Below are 22,651 nucleotides of genomic sequence, written 5' to 3'. Positions count from 1 at the left end.
TACCGGGCCTACAACGACAGCGAACCGTGGGCCAGAGAAGCGGCAACACAGGCGTAGCAAACAGTTGGCAAATGTAGTACGGGGGGCATATGACCTGGTTTATTGACCGGCGTCTGAACGGCAAAAACAAAAGCATGGTGAATCGCCAGCGTTTTTTACGCCGTTATAAAGCGCAAATTAAACAGTCGATCTCCGAGGCCATTAATAAGCGTTCGGTGACTGACGTCGACAGCGGCGAGTCCGTATCCATTCCAACGGAAGATATTAGCGAACCGATGTTTCATCAGGGACGTGGCGGCCTGCGCCACCGCGTTCATCCGGGCAATGACCATTTCGTCCAGAATGACCGCATTGAACGCCCCCAGGGCGGCGGCGGTGGTTCTGGCAGTGGTCAGGGCCAGGCCAGCCAGGATGGTGAAGGTCAGGATGAATTTGTCTTTCAGATTTCGAAAGATGAGTATCTTGATCTGCTCTTTGAAGATTTGGCCTTACCGAATCTGAAACAAAACCAACAACGCCAGCTGACCGAATATAAAACGCACCGGGCGGGTTATACCGCTAACGGCGTTCCTGCCAATATCAGCGTTGTGCGTTCATTGCAGAACTCACTGGCGCGACGCACAGCCATGACGGCGGGCAAGCGGCGGGAACTTCATGCGCTGGAAGAGAATTTGGCCATCATCAGCAACAGTGAGCCTGCGCAACTACTGGAAGAGGAACGTCTGCGCAAAGAAATTGCAGAATTACGTGCCAAAATTGAACGCGTCCCTTTTATTGACACCTTCGATTTACGTTACAAGAACTACGAAAAACGACCCGATCCCTCCAGCCAGGCAGTGATGTTTTGCCTGATGGACGTTTCGGGTTCAATGGATCAGTCCACTAAAGATATGGCTAAGCGTTTTTATATTCTGCTGTATCTGTTCCTTAGCAGAACGTATAAGAACGTGGAAGTCGTTTACATCCGGCACCATACCCAGGCGAAAGAAGTCGATGAACATGAGTTTTTCTACTCACAGGAAACTGGCGGTACCATTGTTTCCAGCGCCCTGAAACTGATGGATGAGGTGGTGAAAGAGCGTTATAACCCGGCGCAATGGAATATTTACGCGGCACAAGCATCGGACGGCGATAACTGGGCCGATGACTCTCCACTTTGCCATGAAATCCTGGCGAAAAAATTATTGCCCGTTGTTCGTTATTACAGCTATATCGAAATTACCCGTCGCGCTCATCAGACACTGTGGCGAGAATATGAACATCTGCAATCTACTTTCGACAATTTTGCGATGCAGCATATCCGCGACCAGGATGATATTTATCCGGTGTTCCGTGAACTATTTCATAAACAAAATGCAACAGCTAAAGACTAAAACTGTCAGCCGGGTCATTATCGCCTGGCTGATTTTTAGCTCACTGTAAATTATCTCATTTATTACATACATTAGCTTACAATCGCTTTAAATATGACAGCATAACCTTTACACAATTTAGTTTCAGAAAACAATCATTCGGAAAAATGATTCGGTCAACACGTATTTCCCTGGGGTTATTCTTTAATTATTTTTTATCGTCAACGAAAATTGATCTTGGTCAAAACCATATATCTCTGCCATCAATAAAATCCAGCACTCACATTGCTCTCCTTTTTATGGCTTCTATGGGTACACAAAAATTAAAAGCTCAAGGCTTTTTTATTTTCAGCTTATTGCTGACGTTAATTTTATTTTGCATTACTACCTTATATAACGAAAACACCAATGTAAAACTCATCCCACAGATGAATTACCTGATGGTTGTTGTGGCTTTGTTTTTCCTTAACGCCGTCATTTTTCTTTTCATGTTAATGAAGTATTTCACTAACAAACAAATTTTACCAACACTCATTTTAAGCCTTGCATTTTTAAGTGGCCTTATCTATTTAGTTGAAACCATTGTAATTATCCATAAACCAATCAACGGCAGTACACTGATCCAGACAAAGTCGAATGATGTTTCTATTTTCTATATTTTCCGCCAACTCAGTTTCATTTGTTTAACCTCGCTGGCGCTCTTTTGTTATGGGAAAGACAACATCCTTGACAACAATAAGAAAAAAACTGGCATTCTGTTGCTGGCGCTGATTCCTTTTTTAGTTTTTCCCCTTCTGGCACACAATCTGAGCAGTTATAACGCTGACTATTCTTTGTATGTCGTCGATTACTGTCCGGACAACCATACTGCGACCTGGGGAATCAACTATACAAAAATATTGGTTTGTTTGTGGGCATTTTTACTGTTCTTTATTATCATGCGTACACGATTAGCCAGCGAACTATGGCCGTTAATAGCATTATTATGTCTGGCATCGCTATGCTGCAACTTACTTCTACTGACTCTGGATGAGTATAATTACACCATCTGGTATATCAGTCGCGGGATTGAAGTTTCCAGTAAACTGTTTGTTGTGTCTTTTCTGATTTATAACATTTTTCAGGAACTGCAACTCTCCAGCAAACTGGCAGTTCATGATGTACTGACCAATATTTATAATCGGCGCTACTTTTTCAACAGCGTAGAGTCATTATTGTCGCGACCTGTTGTTAAGGACTTTTGTGTCATGCTGGTTGATATTAATCAGTTCAAGCGCATCAATGCCCAATGGGGACATCGTGTGGGTGATAAAGTGCTGGTTTCAATTGTCGATATTATCCAGCAAAGCATCCGCCCCGATGATATTTTAGCGCGACTGGAGGGTGAGGTGTTTGGCTTGCTATTTACCGAACTCAATAGTGCCCAGGCAAAAATCATTGCGGAACGTATGCGTAAAAATGTCGAACTCCTGACCGGTTTTAGTAACAGATATGATGTTCCTGAACAAATGACCATCAGTATTGGCACGGTTTTTTCAACGGGTGACACGCGTAATATCTCGCTTGTCATGACGGAAGCAGATAAAGCCTTACGCGAAGCGAAAAGCGAGGGGGGCAACAAAGTGATTATTCATCATATTTAAGTGCAAAAATATTCAGAGCCATGCTTTTTGCGTGGCTTTTGCATACAATTTATTACTATTACCCCTAAATTTCCCCTCCCCAGCGGCGCAGAGATGAGTATAATTAGCGCCCCTGTGCCAGGCCGCAATCGAACTTTATCTGGTTTTCTCGTTTCACTAACCGAAGGAGTGCCATTTATCATGAAATTGCACCATAGAATGCTCCGGCATTTTATCGCCGCAAGTGTCATTGTGCTGACATCTTCCTTCCTTATTTTTGAACTTGTCGCCAGCGACAGAGCAATGAGTGCCTATCTGCGCTATATCGTGCAGAGAGCAGACTCCTCCTTTCTTTATGATAAGTATCAGAATCAGAGCATTGCCGCGCATGTGATGCGCGCTCTCGCTGCTGAGCAGTCGGAAGTGTCGCCAGAACAGCGGCGCGCCATCTGCGAGGCTTTTGAGTCTGCCAATAATACCCATGGTTTAAACCTGACTGCCCATAAATACCCGGGCTTACGCGGCACACTACAAACCGCATCCACTGACTGCGACACCATTGTGGAAGCTGCAGCACTATTACCCGCTTTTGATCAGGCAGTGGAAGGCAACCGCCACCAGGATGATTACGGTTCAGGTCTTGGGATGGCCGAAGAGAAATTTCACTATTATCTCGATCTCAATGACCGCTATGTCTATTTTTATGAGCCGGTTAATGTTGAGTACTTTGCGATGAATAACTGGTCCTTCCTGCAGTCAGGAAGTATTGGCATCGATCGCAAAGATATTGAAAAGGTATTTACCGGGCGTACCGTATTATCGAGCATTTACCAGGATCAGCGTACTAAACAGAACGTGATGAGTTTGCTGACGCCAGTGTATGTTGCAGGGCAGCTAAAAGGAATTGTGCTGCTGGATATTAACAAAAACAATCTGCGGAATATCTTTTACACGCATGACCGCCCTCTCCTTTGGCGTTTTCTCAATGTCACGCTAACCGATACAGATTCTGGGCGCGACATTATCATCAACCAGAGCGAAGATAATCTGTTCCAGTATGTCAGTTACGTCCATGACTTACCGGGCGGCATTCGTGTATCGTTATCCATTGATATTCTTTACTTTATCACATCTTCGTGGAAAAGCGTTCTGTTCTGGATTTTGACGGCGTTAATTTTGCTGAATATGGTGCGGATGCACTTCCGTTTATACCAAAATGTGTCGCGAGAAAATATTAGTGATGCGATGACTGGACTCTATAATCGCAAAATTTTAACCCCTGAACTGGAGCAGCGGTTGCAGAAACTGGTGCAATCCGGTTCTTCGGTGATGTTTATTGCTATTGACATGGACAAGTTAAAGCAAATAAATGACACCCTCGGTCATCAGGAGGGGGATTTAGCGATTACGTTATTAGCTCAGGCGATTAAACAGTCGATTCGTAAAAGTGATTATGCCATCCGACTCGGTGGCGATGAATTCTGCATCATTCTTGTCGATTCGACGCCGCAAATTGCAGCACAACTGCCTGAACGTATCGAAAAACGTCTGCAACATATCGCGCCTCAGAAAGAGATCGGCTTCTCTTCCGGTATTTACGCGATGAAAGAAAACGATACGTTACATGATGCATATAAAGCTTCCGATGAGCGTTTATATGTCAATAAGCAGAACAAAAACAGCCGTTCATGATAACCTTCTGTGGTTGTTTGCTTGTAATCTCAGGAGCATGAAATGACTGAAATGGCTAAAGGAAGCGTGACGCATCAGCGGTTAATCGCTTTATTATCACAAGAAGGTGCTGACTTCCGCGTCGTTACCCATGAAGCGGTAGGTAAATGTGAAGCGGTGTCAGAAATTCGTGGCACCGCTTTAGGCCAGGGGGCTAAGGCACTGGTATGTAAAGTCAAAGGCAATGGTGTAAATCAACATGTTCTGGCGATCCTCGCGGCCGATCAACAGGCCGATCTGAGCCAACTCGCCAGCCATATAGGCGGATTACGCGCTTCGTTGGCCAGCCCGGCGGAAGTCGATGAACTCACAGGCTGTGTCTTCGGCGCGATCCCCCCTTTCAGCTTCCATCCAAAACTCAAACTGGTTGCCGACCCCCTACTCTTCGAACGATTTGATGAAATCGCCTTCAATGCAGGCATGCTTGATAAATCCGTTATTTTGAAAACCGTGGATTATTTGCGCATTGCGCAACCAGAACTGGTCAATTTCCGCCGCACTGCGTAACTAGCCTGTCCGTTCAATAAGCAGAACGGACAAAACCAGCACAACAGCAATGGCAAAAAACGATGACGTGATAATCAGTGTCTCGACAAACATTTGATCGTTCATAGTATGCCCCGGGGAGATAGCTGTTTTCACGTTATTGTTAGCGTGCACAAATGGCAGTTTGATGACAGTTCGCCTGATTTTTTATGCAAAAAACGTAAAGATTTTCTACTTCCTTCCTGCAGCAAGCGTAAAGTAAGCAGGCTTATTATTTTTTGGCAAGGAAACCACGATGTTTGATGTCACTTTGCTGATCCTGCTCGGGTTAGCTGCGCTGGGCTTTATCAGTCATAACACCACTGTCGCCGTTTCAATTCTGGTGTTAATCATTGTCCGCGTCACACCGTTAAGCACCTTTTTCCCGTGGATTGAAAAACAGGGGCTAAGTATCGGGATAATCATTCTGACGATTGGCGTTATGGCCCCCATCGCCAGCGGGACGCTACCGCCCTCAACCCTGATTCACTCGTTTCTGAACTGGAAATCGCTGGTGGCAATTGCAGTAGGCGTTATTGTCTCCTGGCTAGGTGGGCGCGGCGTGACGTTAATGGGCAGCCAGCCGCAACTGGTCGCCGGGCTGCTGGTGGGCACTGTTTTGGGCGTGGCGCTATTTCGCGGCGTACCGGTTGGCCCGCTTATTGCCGCGGGTCTGGTTTCGCTGATTGTGGGGAAACAGTAGTTAATCCCGCAATATATCGGCCTGGCGTTTGCCCCAGGCCTTTCTTAAACATAGTAATAAAGGCCGTTGTTGAATCATACCCCAGCGTATGAGCAACTTTCTGTACAGTATCGCCTTTCACTAATCCCTGAAGCGCCATAATCAGCTGTAACTGCTGACGCCACTGGCGAAAACTCAACCCCGTCTCTTTCACTATCAGCCGGGCAAGATTGCGTTCACTCATCGCAAAAAAGCCAGCCCATTGCCCCAATGAGCCCCACTCGACGGGCTCTTTCGCCATCATCTCCACCATCGTGCGGATTTTAGGATGAGAAGAAACGGGCAGGTGCAGCTGTTGTTGTGGCTGCTGAGGGAGTTCATCAAACAGGACCTGAATTAATCTGCGGGTCATCGGCTCAGCACGCTGAGTCGTCGTCCTGTTTGCCAGGGTTAAAATTAATTCCCGGCATAAGGGCGATATTTTCAATGTGCAACATGTTGTCGGCATTGTCACTGCGCTGGGCTCTATAAACAAAAAACAGAGTTCAGCGTTAGCTGTCACTTGATTGCTATGTTCCACCCCTCCCGGTATCCAAACCGCATATTGCGGCGGCACCATCCACAAAGCATTTTCCACCGTACAGGTAATTGCACCATGTAGCGCCAGTATCAGCTGCCCTTTGCGGTGCTGATGTACAGGACTGGTTAACTCATCCGTTCCGGCGTGAATACAAAATGCGACCGCGGCTTCATGGTGTCGGTCGGGTTCATAGCCATTGAGATTCAACCTGTGCATCATTTTGTCCGAATTTAGCGATAATTTGTCATTTTAGCTTGATTCAACATAACAATAAAAACGGTAAGGTACAGCCTCGTTTGTAACAATGAGAAGCATATGACCTGTTCAACTTCATTAAGCGGCAAAAACAGGATTGTCCTTATCGCTGGCATTCTGATGATTGCCACAACATTACGCGTCACCTTTACCGGCGCAGCACCGTTACTGGATACGATTCGTTCCGCTTACTCGCTGACGACGGCGCAAACCGGCTTATTGACCACCCTGCCATTATTAGCCTTTGCGCTAATCTCACCGCTGGCTGCCCCGGTGGCGCGACGTTTTGGTATGGAACGTAGCCTGTTTGCCGCGTTACTTTTGATCTGTGCTGGTATTGCAATTCGCTCTCTCCCTTCGCCTTACTTATTATTTGGCGGTACAGCGGTCATTGGCGGTGGGATTGCATTAGGCAATGTCTTACTGCCAGGATTAATTAAACGCGATTTCCCTCATTCCGTCGCCAGACTTACCGGCGCATATTCCCTGACAATGGGAGCTGCGGCGGCACTGGGATCGGCTATGGTCGTGCCGCTGGCTTTGAACGGTTTTGGCTGGCAAGGCGCGTTGCTCATGCTGATGTGTTTTCCTCTGCTGGCTCTTTTTTTATGGCTGCCACAGTGGCGAAGTCAACAACATGCAAATTTGAGTACCTCACGCGCCTTACATACTCGGGGTATCTGGCGTTCGCCGCTTGCCTGGCAGGTAACATTGTTTCTTGGGATCAACTCACTCGTCTATTACGTGATTATTGGCTGGCTTCCGGCGATCCTCATCAGTCACGGCTATAGCGAAGCACAGGCGGGTTCACTGCATGGTTTGCTGCAACTAGCCACAGCAGCTCCCGGTTTGCTGATCCCACTTTTCTTACATCATGTGAAAGATCAGCGTGGTATTGCAGCGTTCGTTGCCTTGATGTGCGCAGTGGGCGCGGTTGGGCTCTGCTTTATGCCAGCACACGCGATCACCTGGACTCTGCTTTTCGGTTTTGGTTCCGGCGCAACAATGATACTGGGGTTGACGTTCATTGGTCTGCGGGCAAGTTCTGCGCATCAGGCGGCGGCACTCTCGGGGATGGCACAATCCGTCGGGTATTTGCTGGCAGCCTGTGGGCCGCCACTGATGGGTAAAATACACGACGCTAACGGTGACTGGTCCGTACCACTGATGGGTGTTGCAATACTTTCACTACTGATGGCGATTTTCGGACTTTGCGCCGGGAGAGACAAAGAAATTCGCTAATATCCGGTGCTATAGTGACGTGACAAATCATGCGTGAAAGGGAGAACAAATACGATGAATATTCAGTGCAAACGCGTTTATGATCCGGCTGAACAGAGCGATGGTTATCGCGTACTGGTCGACCGCCTCTGGCCACGCGGTATCAAAAAAACCGATTTAGCCCTTGATGAGTGGGATAAAGAAATCACGCCGTCAACGGAACTGCGCAAAGCCTTTCACGGCGAAGTCGTCGATTTTGCAACCTTTCGCGAGCAATATCTTGCAGAACTGACGCAACACGAGCAAGAAGGAAAGCGGCTGGCAGACATCGCCAAAAAACAGCCGCTGACCCTGCTCTACTCAGCAAAAAACACCACGCAGAACCATGCGCTGGTGCTGGCCGACTGGCTACGTAGCTTGTGATTTTAGTGCAGCATCCGGCGGTTATTTTTCACCAGCCGGATGGTCCCGTCGCCACAATGCCCATTCATCAATCGTTTCACCGCCCGGTAATTTGCAATTGTTGCTGACCCCTTGCGCTGTCTGCACAGGAATGAGCGTCCCGCCCTTCTGCTGGCAATAGACCGACGCCGGATTTGCCATACCAATCTGCGGCGGTTTAGGTGCTTCTGGCTGAGAAGGGGTTGAACAACCAGCCAGGACCAGCAAGCAAGGCAGAACAAAACTGATAATTTTCATTTATTGATCTCACATATTTATCCAGGCTTAGAGTATCGCGGTATCGTTTTGTTTTGCAGCACTATTTTTATTACATTCACTCAAATCATATTACGCCTTGTTTCATCTTTGTTGATGATGTTTTATCATGCCTGCAAAGATTAAATAATCAGCATTTACCCGCCGTATCCTGGAGTTGTTTCGTGTCAGATCAGATTATCGCCCGCGTCTCGCAATCCCTTGCCAAAGAACAGTCACTGGAAAGTCTGGTCCGACAGCTTCTGGAGATGCTGGAAATGGTCACTGATATGGAATCAACCTACCTGACCAAAGTGGATGTCGAAGCGCGCCTGCAGCATATAATGTTTGCCCGTAACAGCCAGAAAATGCACATCCCGGAGAATTTTACCGTCTCGTGGGATTACTCGTTATGCAAACGCGCCATTGATGAAAACTGCTTTTTCAGCGATGAAGTCCCCGACCGTTGGGGCGACTGTATTGCGGCACGCAATCTTGGCATCACCACATTTCTGAGCACGCCAATTCACTTACCGGATGGATCATTCTATGGCACGCTTTGCGCCGCCAGCAGTGAGAAGCGCCAGTGGAGTGAACGCGCGGAACAGGTTTTGCAGTTATTCGCCGGACTGATTGCACAATATATTCAAAAAGAGGCGCTGGTAGAACAGCTGCGCGAAGCCAATGCCGCGCTGATTGCGCAATCGTATACCGACTCGTTAACCGGGTTACCAAATCGGCGGGCGATTTTTGAAAATCTGACGACGCTGTTTTCCCTCGCCCGGCATCTTAACCATAAGATAATGATCGCATTTATCGATCTGGATAACTTCAAATTAATCAATGATCGTTTTGGTCATAATAGTGGCGATCTGTTTCTTATTCAGGTTGGCGAGCGCCTTAATACGCTCCAGCAAAATGGCGAAGTTATTGGTCGTCTCGGCGGTGATGAGTTTTTGGTTGTTTCACTGAACAATGAGAATGCGGATATTCCATCGCTGCGAGAACGTATTCAACAGCAAATACGCGGAGAATATCACTTAGGTGATGTTGATTTGTATTATCCTGGTGCCAGTCTTGGCATAGTAGAAGTCGATCCTGAAACGACCGATGCAGACAGCGCCCTGCATGCTGCCGATATCGCGATGTATCAGGAGAAAAAACACAAACAGAAAACCCCTTTTGTCGCGCATTCAGCGCTACATTCCTGAGGCGTATTCACATCCTTTTGATTGGTGATAACATGCGAATCGGTATTATTTTTCCGGTTGTAATCTTTATTACAGCGGTCGTATTTTTAGCATGGTTTTTTATTGGCGGCTATGCTGCCCCGGGAGCATAAAGATGAAAAAAACAACGATTATTATGATGGGTGTGGCGATTATTGTCGTACTCGGCACTGAGCTGGGATGGTGGTAACGTCACATCTAGAAAATAGCAAAGGCTGCCTGTGTGCAGCCTTTGTGCAATTTAAGCGTTAACTTTTAATCTTTCTGTAGATAAACAGCACGACAATCGCGCCAATAACGGCAACCACGAAGCTGCCAAAATTGAAGCCATCGACTTTACCAAAGCCAAACAGCGTGCTGATCCATCCGCCGACTACGGCACCGACTATCCCCAGCAGGATAGTCATAAAGAATCCACCACCATCTTTACCTGGCATGATCCACTTCGCCAGAATACCGGCAATAAGCCCAAAAATAATCCATGACAGAATGCCCATTGTTTCCTCACTTATCTGTTTTGCATTAGCGGGTTAGTCGCTGATAAAAAGCATAGCACAACATCGGGAGGGTAAGATTTGTGACAAGCATCACGGAGGATTTTTTTGCGATGGCGCAGAAATTGCGCCATCAACGATCAGTGATAATTACCAACCACAAACATCATGTTCGTTTTCCGTGTCATAAGAACGCACGGTATTCACCAGATCTTTTATCACTTCAGCCGCCACTTCTGGCACCAGCAAAGTCATCGGCGTCTCTGTTTCATAATCGACAGAAACACCATTGCTGTTATTGGTAACGGTCACGGTATACGTTGCTTTGCCCATGATTCATTTCCCGTTATGAATGACTTTCCGTTGTTGCGCGCCTTCCATCAGGACTTCAGGAGCAACGAAGAAGTCAATGTTGAAATAAGTATCGTCAGTCATGGTTTCAATGTTGTGCCACTTTTCTGGCGGAAACACCGCAAACTGCCCCGCTTCGATAAGGATCACCTGATCAGGCTCTGCACTGTGTTCATCAGCGTAGCCGAGATATTTGACCGCCCCATGCATAACGGAAAGGCGTGGGTATACCCCTGGGCGCGTTCCTTTATCAAGATGACGTTCGAATATTCCGGCAGGCGCAGTTTGTTTATTCCAGAAAGGCGTTGAGCGCGTATGAATATAATTCTGTGGGATTTGCAGCATCCTTTTCCCTCCTTCGGTGAATGCGCTGAAAACGGTTTATTCCAGCCGTTTCAGGGTACGCCTGATAATTTGCATTTTAAATACCATTTATTGGTTACTTTTTAGCACCGTATCAGAGAAGAATCAGGGAGGATTACAGGTGGGAAGCCCGCGACAACGCGGGCTGAATGCATCAGGACTGGAGCGTCGCCAGTCGGGCGGCGAAACCCACAAACATCAAACCAATCAGTGAGTTGCCCACTTTAGCCAGTTTCTTTTTGGTACGGATGTACTGCGTGACAAAAGCACCAGAAATAATCAGGAAGCTCAAATAGCAGAAACTCACCAGTTCCAGCGTCGTCGCCAGAATAAAGAATGAAATTCCCGTATGTGGGGCATTAACATCGATAAACTGTACAAAAAACGACACATAGAACAAAATGGCTTTCGGATTAGTCAGGCTCAAAATTAACGCGCGCTTAAAGATGGCACCGTATTGGGGCTCGTCGGATTTGACCTCGCTATTTTTACCCTTCAGGGTCGCGTAGAGAATTTTACTCCCCAGGTAGAGCAAATAAAACGCACCGAGATAACGTACAATGTTGAATAATATCGGGGTGGTTTTAATTAATGTCGCCACTCCGGCCCATGCCAGAAACATCAATACTGCATCGCCAATAAATACGCCACAGGCCGCAAGATAGCCGCCTTTGATACCGCTACTGACGCTATTTTTGAGTACAAACAGGGTATTTGGCCCTGGCACCAACACAATAAAAATGGCTCCAACCAGATAGGTCCAGTAATTCAGTACCCCGTATTCAGCGAACACATTAACCTCTTTAATTATCTATCGATCATGCGCGATTAAAGGTGAATATGCTAACCAATCTCTAGCGGCTTAGAAAGGAGAAAATCAGGGTTTAACCTGATATCAACCCGATAATTGAATCATTAATCAGGCGTGGTCCAGTGAAAAATTCGGGTAGTGCTCGGCAAAATACTGGCGTAAAAATTCTACCGTTATCCGCACTTTCGCTGACGTCGCCAGCCTTGAAACATAAACGGCCCAGACATTTGCTGGCTGGTAATACTCCGGTAGCACTTGCACTAAATGACCACTGGCAATATTTTCGCTGACATCCCACCAGGAGCGTAGCGCAATCCCCTGACCATCAAGACACCACTGATGAACAATTTCTCCATGATTAGACGACAGCGGGCCGGTGACTTTAATCGCATGGTGGCCTTCTTTATTGCGTAATTGCCAGATACCAAAAGGATGATCGCGCTCTTTAATGACCAGGCACGGCAATGCAGAAAGGTCGGTTAAATGTTTCGGCGTGCCATATTGCGCAATAAATTCCGGCGATGCGCAGAGAATACGGTAATTGGTCGCCAGTTTGCGGGCGATTAAGTTAGGTGCAATGTCATCACCAATACGAATATCGAGATCGACGCCTTCATTGACCAAATCGACCAGTCGGTCTTCCACATCAAAACGTAACTCCAGTTGCGGATACGCCTTCGCCAACGCCGATAACGCCGGAGCCACCACCTGCCGTCCAAAACCAAAGCTGCTGATAATACGCAACATCCCCTGCGGCACCTGACGCACGTCAGAAAGCTCGTCCATCATCTGGCCGACATCTTGCAAAATCCGCTGCGCCCATTCATAAATCCGCTCTCCTTCTTCGGTAATAGTGACGCGGCGGGTGGTACGGTGTAACAACACCACATTTAGCGTTTGTTCCAGCAAGGCAATGCGTTTGCTGACAAAAGCCGGTGAAACACCCAATTCTTCTGCCACGGAGGCAAAACCAGCCCGGCGAGCCACCAGCATAAAGACGCGCAAATCGTTCAGCAGCGGTAAATTATTCATGATTCGTGTTTTATGTTTCACCAGTTACGGGGATTAATTCCTTTTCAGTCAATTATAGGATGAGGGTATTGTCAATTTTGATGGTCAGGAAGTGAGAACCCAATGATGAAAACGATGCGTATTGCTGCGATCCCGGGAGACGGGATTGGCAAAGAAGTCCTTCCTGAAGGGATTCGCGTGTTACAGGCTGCCGCTGAGCGCTGGGGCTTCGCCTTGAGTTTTGAGCAAATGGAGTGGGCGAGCTGCGAGTATTACAGCCATCACGGTAAAATGATGCCGGACGACTGGCATGAGCAACTTAGCCGTTTCGACGCCATCTATTTTGGTGCCGTCGGCTGGCCGGATACCGTTCCGGACCATATTTCGTTGTGGGGTTCGCTGCTGAAATTTCGTCGTGAGTTCGACCAGTACGTCAACCTGCGCCCGGTTCGTCTCTTTCCTGGCGTTCCCTGCCCGCTGGCGGGAAAACAGCCTGGCGACATCGATTTTTACGTGGTCAGGGAAAACACCGAAGGCGAATATTCCTCGCTCGGCGGTAGAGTGAATGAAGGTACAGAGCATGAAGTCGTCATTCAGGAATCGGTATTTACTCGTCGTGGTGTCGATCGTATTTTGCGCTATGCCTTTGAACTTGCGCAAAGCCGCCCACGTAAGACGCTAACTTCTGCCACTAAATCGAACGGTTTAGCCATCAGCATGCCGTACTGGGATAAGCGAGTGGAAGCAATGGCTGAGAATTACCCGGAGATCCGCTGGGACAAGCAGCATATTGACATTCTCTGCGCACGTTTTGTGATGCAGCCGGAACGCTTCGATGTGGTAGTGGCGTCCAATTTGTTTGGCGATATCCTTTCCGATCTTGGCCCGGCCTGCACCGGCACCATTGGCATTGCCCCATCCGCCAACCTGAATCCGGAACGCACTTTCCCGTCGCTCTTCGAGCCAGTCCACGGTTCCGCGCCGGATATCTACGGGAAAAATATTGCTAACCCTATCGCCACGATTTGGGCCGGTGCAATGATGCTCGATTTTCTCGGCAATGGCGATGAGCGTTTCCAGCAAGCGCATAACGGTATTCTGGCCGCGATTGAAGAAGTGATTGCTCACGGGCCGAGAACACCTGATATGAAAGGCAATGCCACCACGCCACAGGTTGCCGACGCGATTTGCAAAATTATTTTGCGTTAAGGTCAAACCAGTTTATTTGAACCGCGTCACTGACGCGGTTTTTTTATTCGTTCTTTGCAGTAAATAACCTGCGTCATTTCACCTTTTATTGTTTCCGTTTCGTGTTTTATGGCTTTCCGTATTCTTAATTGTTTAATTTATGTAACATGTAAATAATCAATTTGTTAAACACAACATACAACTCATACCCTGCAAATAATTACAACTGGCAAAAGCCAGAGACGGGCTTTTATGCCCAGGAGATGACTCATGATGAGCAATGTTAAGAAAAAAGATGTGCCGTTGATAAGCATCAGCCTGGTGGCCATTCTTTTCATCGCAGCTGCATTAAGCCTTTTCCCACAACAATCGGCCGACGCGGCCAACGCAATATACACTTTTGTTACGCGTACGTTAGGTTCCGCCGTACAGGTATTGGTTTTGCTGGCAATGGGACTGGTGATTTATTTAGCCACCAGTAAATACGGCAATATTCGTCTTGGCGAAGGAAAACCGGAATACAGCACGCTCTCCTGGCTGTTTATGTTTATTTGTGCAGGTTTAGGTTCTTCTACGCTTTATTGGGGGGTTGCTGAATGGGCCTATTATTATCAAACGCCTGGATTAAATATCGCACCGCGTTCACAACAGGCACTCGAATTTAGCGTTCCCTACTCCTTCTTCCACTGGGGCATCAGCGCCTGGGCAACTTATACGCTGGCCTCATTAATCATGGCTTATCACTTTCATGTGCGGAAAAATAAAGGGCTGAGCCTTTCCGGCATTATTGCTGCTATTACCGGCGTTCGCCCGCAAGGCCCGTGGGGAAAACTGGTCGATTTGATGTTCCTGATCGCCACTGTCGGCGCACTGACCATTTCCCTTGTTGTCACCGCAGCAACCTTTACCCGTGGGCTTTCCGCGCTGACCGGTTTACCCGATAACTTTACCGTACAGGCATTTGTGATCCTGCTTTCCGGCGGCATTTTTTGCCTAAGCTCGTGGATTGGTATCAACAACGGTTTGCAACGTCTAAGCAAAATGGTTGGCTGGGGCGCGTTCCTGCTGCCATTGCTGGTGCTGATTGTCGGTCCAACCGAATTTATTACCAACAGCATCATCAATGCCATCGGCCTGACCACGCAAAACTTCCTGCAAATGAGCTTATTCACCGATCCGCTTGGCGATGGTTCATTTACCCGCAACTGGACCGTTTTCTACTGGCTGTGGTGGATCTCATACACCCCCGGTGTAGCAATGTTTGTCACCCGAGTTTCGCGCGGTCGTAAGATTAAAGAAGTTATCTGGGGACTGATCCTCGGCAGCACCGTCGGTTGCTGGTTCTTCTTCGGCGTAATGGAAAGCTATGCCATTCATCAGTTTATCAATGGCGTAATCAACGTCCCACAGGTGCTGGAAACACTGGGCGGCGAAACAGCTGTGCAACAAGTTCTGATGTCGTTGCCAGCCGGTAAATTGTTCCTCGCCGCATACCTGGGCGTGATGATTATTTTCCTTGCCTCGCATATGGATGCGGTGGCCTACACCATGGCGGCAACCAGTACGCGTAATCTCCAGGAAGGTGACGATCCTGACCGTGGGCTGCGTCTTTTCTGGTGCGTGGTAATTACCCTGATCCCGCTTTCAATTCTTTTCACTGGCGCGTCGCTGGAAACGATGAAAACCACTGTCGTCCTCACTGCCCTTCCCTTCCTCGCCATTTTACTGGTGAAAGTCGGCGGATTTATTCGCTGGCTGAAACAGGATTACGCCGACATTCCGGCTCATCAAGTTGAACATTATCTCCCGCAGACACCGGTTGAAGCCCCGGGAAAAGCGCCAGTGCTTCCTGCTGGAACCGTATTCAAAGGCGACAACTGAACGCCATCATCCTAACGATAAAGGTATCCCTATGAGCAATCTGAGCCCTGACTTTGTACTACCCGAAAATTTTTGCGCTAACCCACAAGAGGCGTGGACCATTCCTGCCCGTTTTTATACCGATCAGAACGCGTTTGAACACGAAAAAGAGAACGTCTTCGCCAAAAGCTGGATTTGCGTCGCTCACAGCAGCGAACTGGCGAATGCCAATGATTATGTGACGCGTGAGATCATTGGCGAAAGCATCGTGCTGGTACGCGGTCGTGATAAGGTTTTGCGCGCGTTCTATAACGTTTGCCCGCACCGTGGTCATCAGTTATTGAGCGGCGAAGGGAAAGCGAAAAATGTGATTACCTGCCCGTATCACGCCTGGGCATTCAAACTCGATGGCAACCTGGCCCATGCGCGTAACTGCGAAAACGTCGCCAATTTCGATAGCGACAAAGCGCAACTGGTTCCAGTACGTCTGGAAGAATATGCCGGATTCGTCTTCATCAACATGGACCCCAACGCCACCAGCGTAGAAGATCAGTTACCCGGTCTGGGGGCGAAAGTGCTGGAAGCCTGCCCGGAAGTCCACAACCTGAAACTGGCGGCCCGCTTTACCACCCGCACGCCTGCCAACTGGAAGAACATTGTCGATAACTATCTCGAGTGCTATCACTGTGGTCCGGCGCATCCAGGTTTCTCCGACTCCGTTCAGGTTGATCGTTACTGGCACACCATGCACGGTAACTGGACGCTGCAGTACGGTTTCGCCAAACCGTCCGAACAGTCTTTCAAATTCGAAGAGGGCACGGATGCGGCATTCCATGGTTTCTGGCTGTGGCCGTGCACGATGCTGAACGTCACCCCGATCAAAGGCATGATGACGGTCATTTATGAATTCCCGGTGGATTCTGAAACTACCCTGCAAAACTACGATATTTACTTCACCAATGAAGAGTTAACCGACGAGCAAAAATCACTGATTGAGTGGTATCGCGACGTGTTCCGTCCGGAAGATTTACGTCTGGTTGAAAGCGTACAGAAAGGGCTGAAATCGCGTGGCTATCGTGGTCAGGGGCGCATCATGGCCGACAGTAGCGGTAGCGGCATTTCCGAACACGGTATCGCCCATTTCCATAATCTGCTGGCGCAGGTGTTTAAGGACTAATGACATCGGCGGCGGTATTTTCCGCCGCTGGGCTGATTTTTGATGGAGTACAGCAATGTCAGACTATCAAATGTTTGAAGTACAGGTGAGTCAGGTTGCCCCCCTTACCGAACAGGTGAAACGCTTCACGCTGGTGGCAACCGATGGCAAACCATTACCTGCGTTTACTGGAGGAAGTCACATCATTGTGCAGATGAGCGATGGTGATAACCAGTACAGCAATGCTTATTCACTCCTGAGCTCGCCGCATGACACCTCTAGTTATCAGATTGCCGTTCGGCTGGAAGAAAACTCGCGCGGTGGTTCGCGCTTTTTGCATCAGCAGGTGAAAGCAGGCGATCGGTTGACCATTTCGACGCCTAATAATCTGTTTGCGCTAATTCCCTCGGCCAGAAAGCATCTGTTTATCGCGGGCGGTATTGGTATCACCCCTTTCCTGTCGCACATGGCAGAGTTGCAATACAGCGACGTCGACTGGCAGTTACATTACTGCTCGCGAAATCCAGAAAGTTGCGCATTTCGTGATGAGCTAGTCCAGCATCCGCAGGCCGAGAAAGTCCATTTGCATCATTCATCAACCGGAACACGACTGGAATTAGCGCGATTATTGGCGGATATCGAACCTGGCACACATGTTTATACCTGTGGCCCCGAGGCGCTAAATGAGGCGGTAAGAAGTGAAGCTGCGCGTCTGGACATCGCCACCGATACGCTGCACTTTGAGCAATTTGCTATCGAAGACAAAACCGGCGATGCATTTACGCTGGTGCTTGCCCGTTCCGGAAAAGAGTTTGTGGTGCCGGAAGAGATGACTATTTTGCAGGTTATTGAAAATAGTAAAGCAGCGAAAGTGGAATGTTTATGTCGTGAAGGGGTATGCGGAACCTGCGAAACGGCAATACTGGAAGGTGAAGCTGACCATCGGGATCAGTATTTTAGCGATGAAGAGCGTGCCAGCCAGCAAAGTATGTTGATCTGTTGTTCACGCGCGAAGGGTAAACGCCTGGTTTTGGATTTGTAGTTTGTCTGAAGCCGGACACACCCTGTCCGGCTCAGGAAGGTTTTACTGCGGATATTCCTGCAATAAATTGTGTAATGCTTCCGCCATCAGCTCACCACGCCAGCCGGAAATCAGCTCCGGCAAATTGTTCTGCGGTTTCAGTTTCCAGTGCCAGTTCAGCAGCTGGTTGATTTGCCGACGCGATGCCAGCAATTCGGCGCTGATCTTGTGTGTTTCGCTCACGTCAGTAATCAGCGACTTAATCGCTTTAAACGCTTTACGATAACCCGGCATGTCCATCAGGTTAAGCATCGGCTGCGGTAAGGCCTCTTCCGGCAATGTCTGCGCTTTTTCCACCAGCGCCAGCAGCGTTTTACCGTGAAAGCGGATTTCGCTACCGGATAAGCCCAGGCTGTCCAGTTCGCCTAAACTTCCCGGCATATAACGCGCTACCGACCACAAATGCTCTTCACGCACGACAAAGTTCACCGCCAGATCGCGCTCCCGCGCCTTGCGCAGTCGCCAGTCGGCTAACAGTTGCAGACAGGCCAGTTGGCGTGTGCGTAACTGCCAGGCATTGGTGATATCACGCCAGGCATCTTCCGGTGCAACGACTTCCTGACGACGCATTTGCATCAGGCGGCATTCATCCAGCGCCGCAGGTAGCCAGCCGGAGGCCTCCGTTTCTACCATAAGCTTTGCGGTGATCGGTAACAGATACCAGACATCCGCCGCTGCGTATTCACACTGACGTTCGGTCAGCGGTCTGGCCAGCCAGTCGGTGCGCGATTCACTCTTGTCCAGCGTAACGCCGGAATACTCTTCCACCATGGAAGCGAAACCCCATGACATCGGGCGTCCGCAGAAGGCAGCAAGGATTTGCGTGTCAATCAGGGGTTGTGGTAATTCGCCAAAGACATTGAGGAACACTTCCAGATCTTCACTGCCTGCATGGAGAAATTTTGTGATGGACGGATCGCGCAGGATCGCTTTCAGCGGTGACCAGTCGGTGATCCCGAGAGGATCAATTAGCGCCAGATGCTCGCCATCGAAAAGTTGAATTAGACCCAGCTGCGGGTAATAGGTGCGCGTACGAACAAATTCAGTATCCAGGGCTATCGCCGGAAAGGCACGGACAGCTTCACACAAAGAAGCCAGCGCATCGTCCGTGGTAATCATTTGGTAATTCAAATTGTATTCTCTTTAGTGGGCGTCAAAAAAACGCCGGATTAACCGGCGTCTGACGACTGACTTAACGCTCAGGCTTTATTGTCCACTTTGCCGCGCGCTTCGTCACGTAATTCTCGTCGCAAAATTTTTCCGACGTTAGATTTCGGTAACTCATCACGAAACTCCACCAGCTTCGGTACTTTGTAGCCCGTGAGCTGACGGCGGCAAAAAGTCACCAGTGACTCTTCGGTAAGCGATGGATCTTTTTTCACAACGAAGATTTTCACCGCTTCACCACTTGAGCCGGAAGGTACGCCAACAGCCGCGACTTCCTGTACGCCAGGATGCTGCATGACGACATCTTCAATCTCGTTGGGATAGACGTTAAAACCGGAAACCAGAATCATGTCTTTTTTACGATCGACAATGCGCAGGAATCCTTCTTCATCCATCACCGCGATGTCGCCGGTGTGTAACCAGCCATTTTTGATGATTTCATCGGTAGCATCCGGACGCTGCCAGTAGCCCAGCATCACCTGCGGTCCTTTGACACAAAGCTCACCCGGTTGACCCGGTGGTACTTCGTTATCATCATCATCCACCAGTTTGGCTTCCGTCGACGGCACCGGCAAACCGATGCTACCACTATGATAATCAATATCATACGGGTTAACGCTGACCAGCGGCGCACACTCGGTCAGGCCATAACCTTCCAGCAGATACTGTCCGGTCAGTTTCACCCAACGTTCAGCCACCACTTGTTGAACAGGCATACCACCGCCTGCAGAAAGATGCAGACTGGAGAAATCCAGCTGCTGGAACTCTTTATTGTTCAGCAACGCATTGAACAAGGTGTTAACGCCGGTTATCGCGGTAAACGGATATTTCGCTAACTCTTTTACCAACCCCGGAATATCGCGCGGGTTAGTGATAAGCAAGTTCTGCCCACCCAGTTCAATAAACAGCAGGCAGTTAATGGTCAGCGCAAAAATGTGATACAGCGGCAGTGCCGTCACCACCAGCTCTTTGCCCGGATGCAACAGCGGCCCATAAGTCGCGTTAACCTGTTCCAGGTTCGCCAGCATATTGCGGTGAGTCAGCATCGCGCCTTTCGCCACACCAGTGGTACCGCCGGTGTATTGCAGGAAAGCTAAATCTTCCGGCACCAGTTCGGGTTTGACGTACTGCATCCGGTAGCCGTTGTGCAGGGCGCTGCGAAATGAAATGGCATCTGGCAGATGGTATTTCGGCACCAGACGCTTGATGTATTTAACAACGAAATTGACTACCGTGCCTTTTGCCGTAGATAGCTGATCGCCCATACGGGTCAGAATTACGTGCTGAACGGCGGTTTTATCAACCACTTTTTCCAGAGTGTGGGCAAAGTTAGACACGATAACAATCGCCGATGCGCCGCTATCGTTAAGCTGATGCTCAAGTTCACGCGGGGTATACAATGGGTTAACGTTTACGACGATCATCCCGGCACGCAAAATGCCAAACAGCGCCACCGGATATTGCAATAAGTTAGGCATCATCAACGCAACGCGATCGCCTTTCTTCAGCCCCAACCCTTGTTGCAAATAAGCGGCAAACGCGCGACTGCGTTCTTCCAGTTTGCGGAAGGTCATCACCTCCCCCATATTCACAAACGCGGGTTGATCGGCGTAGCGCGCGACCGACTGCTCAAACATATCTACCAGAGATTGATAACGGTCAGGGTTGATCTCCGTCGGAACGTCCGCGGGATAACGGTTAAGCCAAACCTTCTTCAATTCTTCACCTCTAAAATGCGTGTTCGTCGTCATCGCAACCCCAAATGATATACATGCCGTTAACATAATATTAACTCATCATACCAGCTTGATAATTACCCAACGAAAAGGTTGCGAAGCGCGTCACTATTTATTTTTATCTTTACCGTAAGAATGCAGAAACAGCGGACCAGCCGCTGTTTCTTTTTCTTTAAAAACAAGCAATTATTCAGTTACAACTGTTTGTACTCTCGCGGGGCCAGGATTATACCAGCCCCATCCACCGTAGCCATAGGGCCAGCCACGACCACCATAAAACCACGGATCAATCGGCTGAGGCGGCATAATCACCTGCTGGGCTAAATGCCAACGTTTATAACCTGTTACCTGCATCACCATAAACTTATAGGGCGTGTTGCCGATTTTGCCGTCAACCGCACCGGTGATTGGTCCAACTACCGTGACCAATTGTCCACGAAAATCTACCGGATCCAGAAAACCGTTCACATCGGCATAAATGCGACCGCGAGAAGGTTCTCCCAGCGTCGGTCTGGCTCCACTGTCCAGCGGTACGGTGGCAATTTCCAGGCGGGTTTTCCCTTGCTGGTTTTGTACCGCAACCACTTTGCCGCCAAAGCGTGCCTCCTGACCAACGTACAGCTGCGGCGCACTCATTACCCGAACTAAATCTTGTTGCGGCGTGGGACTGTTGCCTTTAATGGCGTCCGGCACAGTGACACAACCGCTCAGCATTAGCGCAAACGTACCTGCCAGTATGCCTTTGATAACATTCTTTTGAACCGCCATGATGCGACTCCTTTTTTTCTCAGGGCATACTCTTAAGATTCATTCTTTGCCCGGAAGTTTCTTCCATGCGACGTTGTTACGTAAATAAACCGGTTCGGCATGTTCCACCGCCACCGTTTTACCCTCGGCCAACATCTGACAAGCAATCGGCAGCATATCTTCTGCAGCGGGCAGTAACACTTCGCCATCGCGCAGGGCCAAACCGCTCTCTTTACCGAGATCCGGCCAGGCTTGCCAGCCCGTCCCTACCGTCACCCATTCGCCGGAAAGCTGTTGCATCCGTTCATGAACGAGTTCAGGTTTGAGTACGGCTTCGGTTTCTTCACCGTGCCAGATACCATTTTCATCACGCTGATATTCGGCCCAGTAAACTTCGCCCATTCGCGCGTCAATGGCTGCCAGCACGCGGGTTGCGCCGTTTTTGCGCCACGCCCCTTGCGCCATCGTCATTAGCGTGGAGACGCCAATCATCGGTAATTCCGCGCCAAGCGCCAGCCCTTGCGCAATGCCAATACCAATGCGCACGCCGGTAAAGCTACCGGGGCCGCGCCCGTAAGCCAGAGCATTTATGTCCGTCAGGGAAGTTCCGCTGGTGGTCAGGATATCCTGCACCATCGGTAAGATTCGTTGAGTATGTTCACGAGGGCAAAGCTCAAAATGAGCGTTGACAGTACCGTCGTTCCACAGGGCGACAGAGCAGGCCTCTGTCGCGGTATCGATAGCCAGAATTCGCATGGGTCTTCGTGCTTAGCTCAATAAAAAGGCGCGCATC

26 protein-coding genes are annotated in these 22,651 nt (G+C 49.0%); 14 read left to right on the top strand and 12 right to left on the bottom strand.

The genetic code is table 11. The annotated features are described in order from the left end of the window. Positions 1-89 precede the first annotated feature (89 nt). From HEN33_RS01530 to yeaK, 4 genes are all read left to right on the top strand, one after another. Positions 90-1,373 (top strand): YeaH/YhbH family protein, encoded by a 1,284-nt coding sequence (locus HEN33_RS01530; RefSeq protein WP_000219686.1) that lies wholly within the window; start codon positions 90-92, stop codon positions 1,371-1,373. A 146-nt stretch (positions 1,374-1,519) separates the two neighbouring features. Next, a complete protein-coding gene (locus HEN33_RS01525) occupies positions 1,520-2,995 on the top strand; it encodes a sensor domain-containing diguanylate cyclase (RefSeq protein WP_161397405.1) in 1,476 nt (491 codons plus the stop codon). A gap of 180 nt (positions 2,996-3,175) precedes the next feature. Continuing rightward, positions 3,176-4,666, top strand: a complete 1,491-nt coding sequence (gene dgcJ / locus HEN33_RS01520) for a diguanylate cyclase DgcJ (RefSeq protein WP_000766137.1) — start codon at positions 3,176-3,178, stop codon at positions 4,664-4,666. 42 nt (positions 4,667-4,708) lie between these two features. Next, on the top strand, positions 4,709-5,212 hold the full coding sequence (gene yeaK, locus HEN33_RS01515) for a mischarged aminoacyl-tRNA deacylase (RefSeq protein WP_112901302.1): 504 nt from the start codon (positions 4,709-4,711) through the stop codon (positions 5,210-5,212). Here yeaK and yoaI read toward each other — a convergent pair whose 3' ends face one another. Then, positions 5,213-5,317 (bottom strand): small membrane protein YoaI, encoded by a 105-nt coding sequence (yoaI, locus tag HEN33_RS01510; protein ID WP_000999630.1) that lies wholly within the window; start codon positions 5,315-5,317, stop codon positions 5,213-5,215. Between the two features lie 169 nt (positions 5,318-5,486). Between yoaI and HEN33_RS01505 the strand changes: the two genes are divergently transcribed. Further along, positions 5,487-5,933, top strand: coding sequence for a DUF441 domain-containing protein (locus HEN33_RS01505; protein ID WP_000460707.1), 447 nt, complete (start codon positions 5,487-5,489; stop codon positions 5,931-5,933). Here HEN33_RS01505 and nimR read toward each other — a convergent pair. Beyond that, a complete protein-coding gene (gene nimR / locus HEN33_RS01500) occupies positions 5,890-6,711 on the bottom strand; it encodes a DNA-binding transcriptional regulator NimR (protein ID WP_000972246.1) in 822 nt (273 codons plus the stop codon). The genes HEN33_RS01505 and nimR overlap by 44 nt on opposite strands. 96 nt (positions 6,712-6,807) lie before the next feature. On the opposite strand from nimR, the gene nimT reads away from it, so the two are divergent. After that, complete coding sequence (gene nimT, locus HEN33_RS01495; protein WP_000128490.1) at positions 6,808-7,989, top strand: 2-nitroimidazole transporter; 1,182 nt, start codon at positions 6,808-6,810, stop codon at positions 7,987-7,989. A gap of 54 nt (positions 7,990-8,043) precedes the next feature. Then, positions 8,044-8,391, top strand: coding sequence for a DUF488 domain-containing protein (locus HEN33_RS01490; protein ID WP_001354723.1), 348 nt, complete (start codon positions 8,044-8,046; stop codon positions 8,389-8,391). Positions 8,392-8,412: 21 nt separating this feature from the next. Here HEN33_RS01490 and yoaF read toward each other — a convergent pair whose 3' ends face one another. Beyond that, the gene (gene yoaF, locus HEN33_RS01485; RefSeq protein ID WP_000691930.1) at positions 8,413-8,667 is read right to left on the bottom strand and encodes a DUF333 domain-containing lipoprotein YoaF; all 255 of its coding nucleotides are present in this window, start codon (positions 8,665-8,667) and stop codon (positions 8,413-8,415) included. A gap of 182 nt (positions 8,668-8,849) precedes the next feature. Here yoaF and dgcP point away from each other — a divergent pair, with 182 nt between their 5' ends. Genes dgcP through yoaJ form a run of 3 tightly spaced genes read left to right on the top strand, consistent with a single transcriptional unit; the run spans position 8,850 to position 10,083 of the window. Continuing rightward, positions 8,850-9,875 carry a diguanylate cyclase DgcP gene (dgcP, locus tag HEN33_RS01480; RefSeq protein ID WP_024212062.1) on the top strand — a complete coding sequence of 342 codons (1,026 nt, stop codon included), beginning with the start codon at positions 8,850-8,852 and terminating at the stop codon, positions 9,873-9,875. 32 nt (positions 9,876-9,907) lie between these two features. Beyond that, a complete protein-coding gene (locus HEN33_RS01475) occupies positions 9,908-10,006 on the top strand; it encodes a YoaK family small membrane protein (protein ID WP_001219350.1) in 99 nt (32 codons plus the stop codon). 2 nt (positions 10,007-10,008) lie between these two features. Further along, on the top strand, positions 10,009-10,083 hold the full coding sequence (gene yoaJ, locus HEN33_RS01470) for a protein YoaJ (protein WP_001386836.1): 75 nt from the start codon (positions 10,009-10,011) through the stop codon (positions 10,081-10,083). Between the two features lie 58 nt (positions 10,084-10,141). On the opposite strand, the gene HEN33_RS01465 is transcribed toward yoaJ, so the two are convergent. The 5 genes from HEN33_RS01465 to dmlR form a co-directional block, all read right to left on the bottom strand. After that, complete coding sequence (locus HEN33_RS01465; RefSeq protein WP_000512153.1) at positions 10,142-10,390, bottom strand: GlsB/YeaQ/YmgE family stress response membrane protein; 249 nt, start codon at positions 10,388-10,390, stop codon at positions 10,142-10,144. A gap of 147 nt (positions 10,391-10,537) precedes the next feature. Next, complete coding sequence (locus tag HEN33_RS01460; RefSeq protein ID WP_000513737.1) at positions 10,538-10,720, bottom strand: DUF1869 domain-containing protein; 183 nt, start codon at positions 10,718-10,720, stop codon at positions 10,538-10,540. 3 nt (positions 10,721-10,723) lie between these two features. Beyond that, positions 10,724-11,083: a DUF1971 domain-containing protein YeaR gene (gene yeaR, locus HEN33_RS01455; protein ID WP_000939320.1), complete on the bottom strand. Its 360-nt coding sequence runs from the start codon at positions 11,081-11,083 to the stop codon at positions 10,724-10,726. A gap of 172 nt (positions 11,084-11,255) precedes the next feature. Then, a complete protein-coding gene (gene leuE / locus HEN33_RS01450) occupies positions 11,256-11,894 on the bottom strand; it encodes a leucine efflux protein LeuE (protein ID WP_000457194.1) in 639 nt (212 codons plus the stop codon). A 126-nt stretch (positions 11,895-12,020) separates the two neighbouring features. Then, positions 12,021-12,944 (bottom strand): DNA-binding transcriptional regulator DmlR, encoded by a 924-nt coding sequence (dmlR, locus tag HEN33_RS01445; RefSeq protein ID WP_001353156.1) that lies wholly within the window; start codon positions 12,942-12,944, stop codon positions 12,021-12,023. Positions 12,945-13,046: 102 nt separating this feature from the next. Here dmlR and dmlA point away from each other — a divergent pair, with 102 nt between their 5' ends. The 4 genes from dmlA to yeaX all read left to right on the top strand — a co-directional run bounded on the left by dmlA (position 13,047) and on the right by yeaX (position 18,169). Next, positions 13,047-14,132 carry a multifunctional D-malate/3-isopropylmalate/tartarate dehydrogenase gene (dmlA, locus tag HEN33_RS01440; RefSeq protein WP_176263759.1) on the top strand — a complete coding sequence of 362 codons (1,086 nt, stop codon included), beginning with the start codon at positions 13,047-13,049 and terminating at the stop codon, positions 14,130-14,132. Between the two features lie 249 nt (positions 14,133-14,381). Continuing rightward, positions 14,382-15,992 carry a BCCT family transporter YeaV gene (gene yeaV, locus HEN33_RS01435; protein ID WP_000987522.1) on the top strand — a complete coding sequence of 537 codons (1,611 nt, stop codon included), beginning with the start codon at positions 14,382-14,384 and terminating at the stop codon, positions 15,990-15,992. 31 nt (positions 15,993-16,023) lie between these two features. Next, the gene (gene yeaW, locus HEN33_RS01430) at positions 16,024-17,148 is read left to right on the top strand and encodes a carnitine monooxygenase, oxygenase subunit YeaW (RefSeq protein WP_032184400.1); all 1,125 of its coding nucleotides are present in this window, start codon (positions 16,024-16,026) and stop codon (positions 17,146-17,148) included. Between the two features lie 55 nt (positions 17,149-17,203). Next, entirely contained in the window at positions 17,204-18,169 is a 966-nt protein-coding gene (yeaX, locus tag HEN33_RS01425) for a carnitine monooxygenase reductase subunit YeaX (protein ID WP_032184401.1), read from the top strand. Positions 18,170-18,211: 42 nt separating this feature from the next. On the opposite strand, the gene rnd is transcribed toward yeaX, so the two are convergent. From rnd to tsaB, 4 genes are all read right to left on the bottom strand, one after another. Then, positions 18,212-19,327: a ribonuclease D gene (rnd, locus tag HEN33_RS01420; protein WP_001303529.1), complete on the bottom strand. Its 1,116-nt coding sequence runs from the start codon at positions 19,325-19,327 to the stop codon at positions 18,212-18,214. An 80-nt stretch (positions 19,328-19,407) separates the two neighbouring features. Further along, on the bottom strand, positions 19,408-21,093 hold the full coding sequence (fadD, locus tag HEN33_RS01415; RefSeq protein ID WP_000758422.1) for a long-chain-fatty-acid--CoA ligase FadD: 1,686 nt from the start codon (positions 21,091-21,093) through the stop codon (positions 19,408-19,410). Between the two features lie 204 nt (positions 21,094-21,297). Further along, on the bottom strand, positions 21,298-21,879 hold the full coding sequence (gene yeaY / locus HEN33_RS01410) for a Slp family lipoprotein YeaY (protein WP_115738681.1): 582 nt from the start codon (positions 21,877-21,879) through the stop codon (positions 21,298-21,300). Positions 21,880-21,918: 39 nt separating this feature from the next. Next, entirely contained in the window at positions 21,919-22,614 is a 696-nt protein-coding gene (gene tsaB, locus HEN33_RS01405) for a tRNA (adenosine(37)-N6)-threonylcarbamoyltransferase complex dimerization subunit type 1 TsaB (protein ID WP_176263760.1), read from the bottom strand. Between the last annotated feature and the right edge of the window lie 37 nt (positions 22,615-22,651).

The sequence above is a fragment of the Escherichia sp. 94.0001 genome, from assembly GCF_013369155.2.
Classification (GTDB): Bacteria; Pseudomonadota; Gammaproteobacteria; order Enterobacterales; family Enterobacteriaceae; genus Escherichia; species Escherichia coli_F.
The sequence above is the reverse complement of the archived record's forward strand: the minus strand, read 5'-3'. Positions and strand labels throughout refer to the sequence as shown.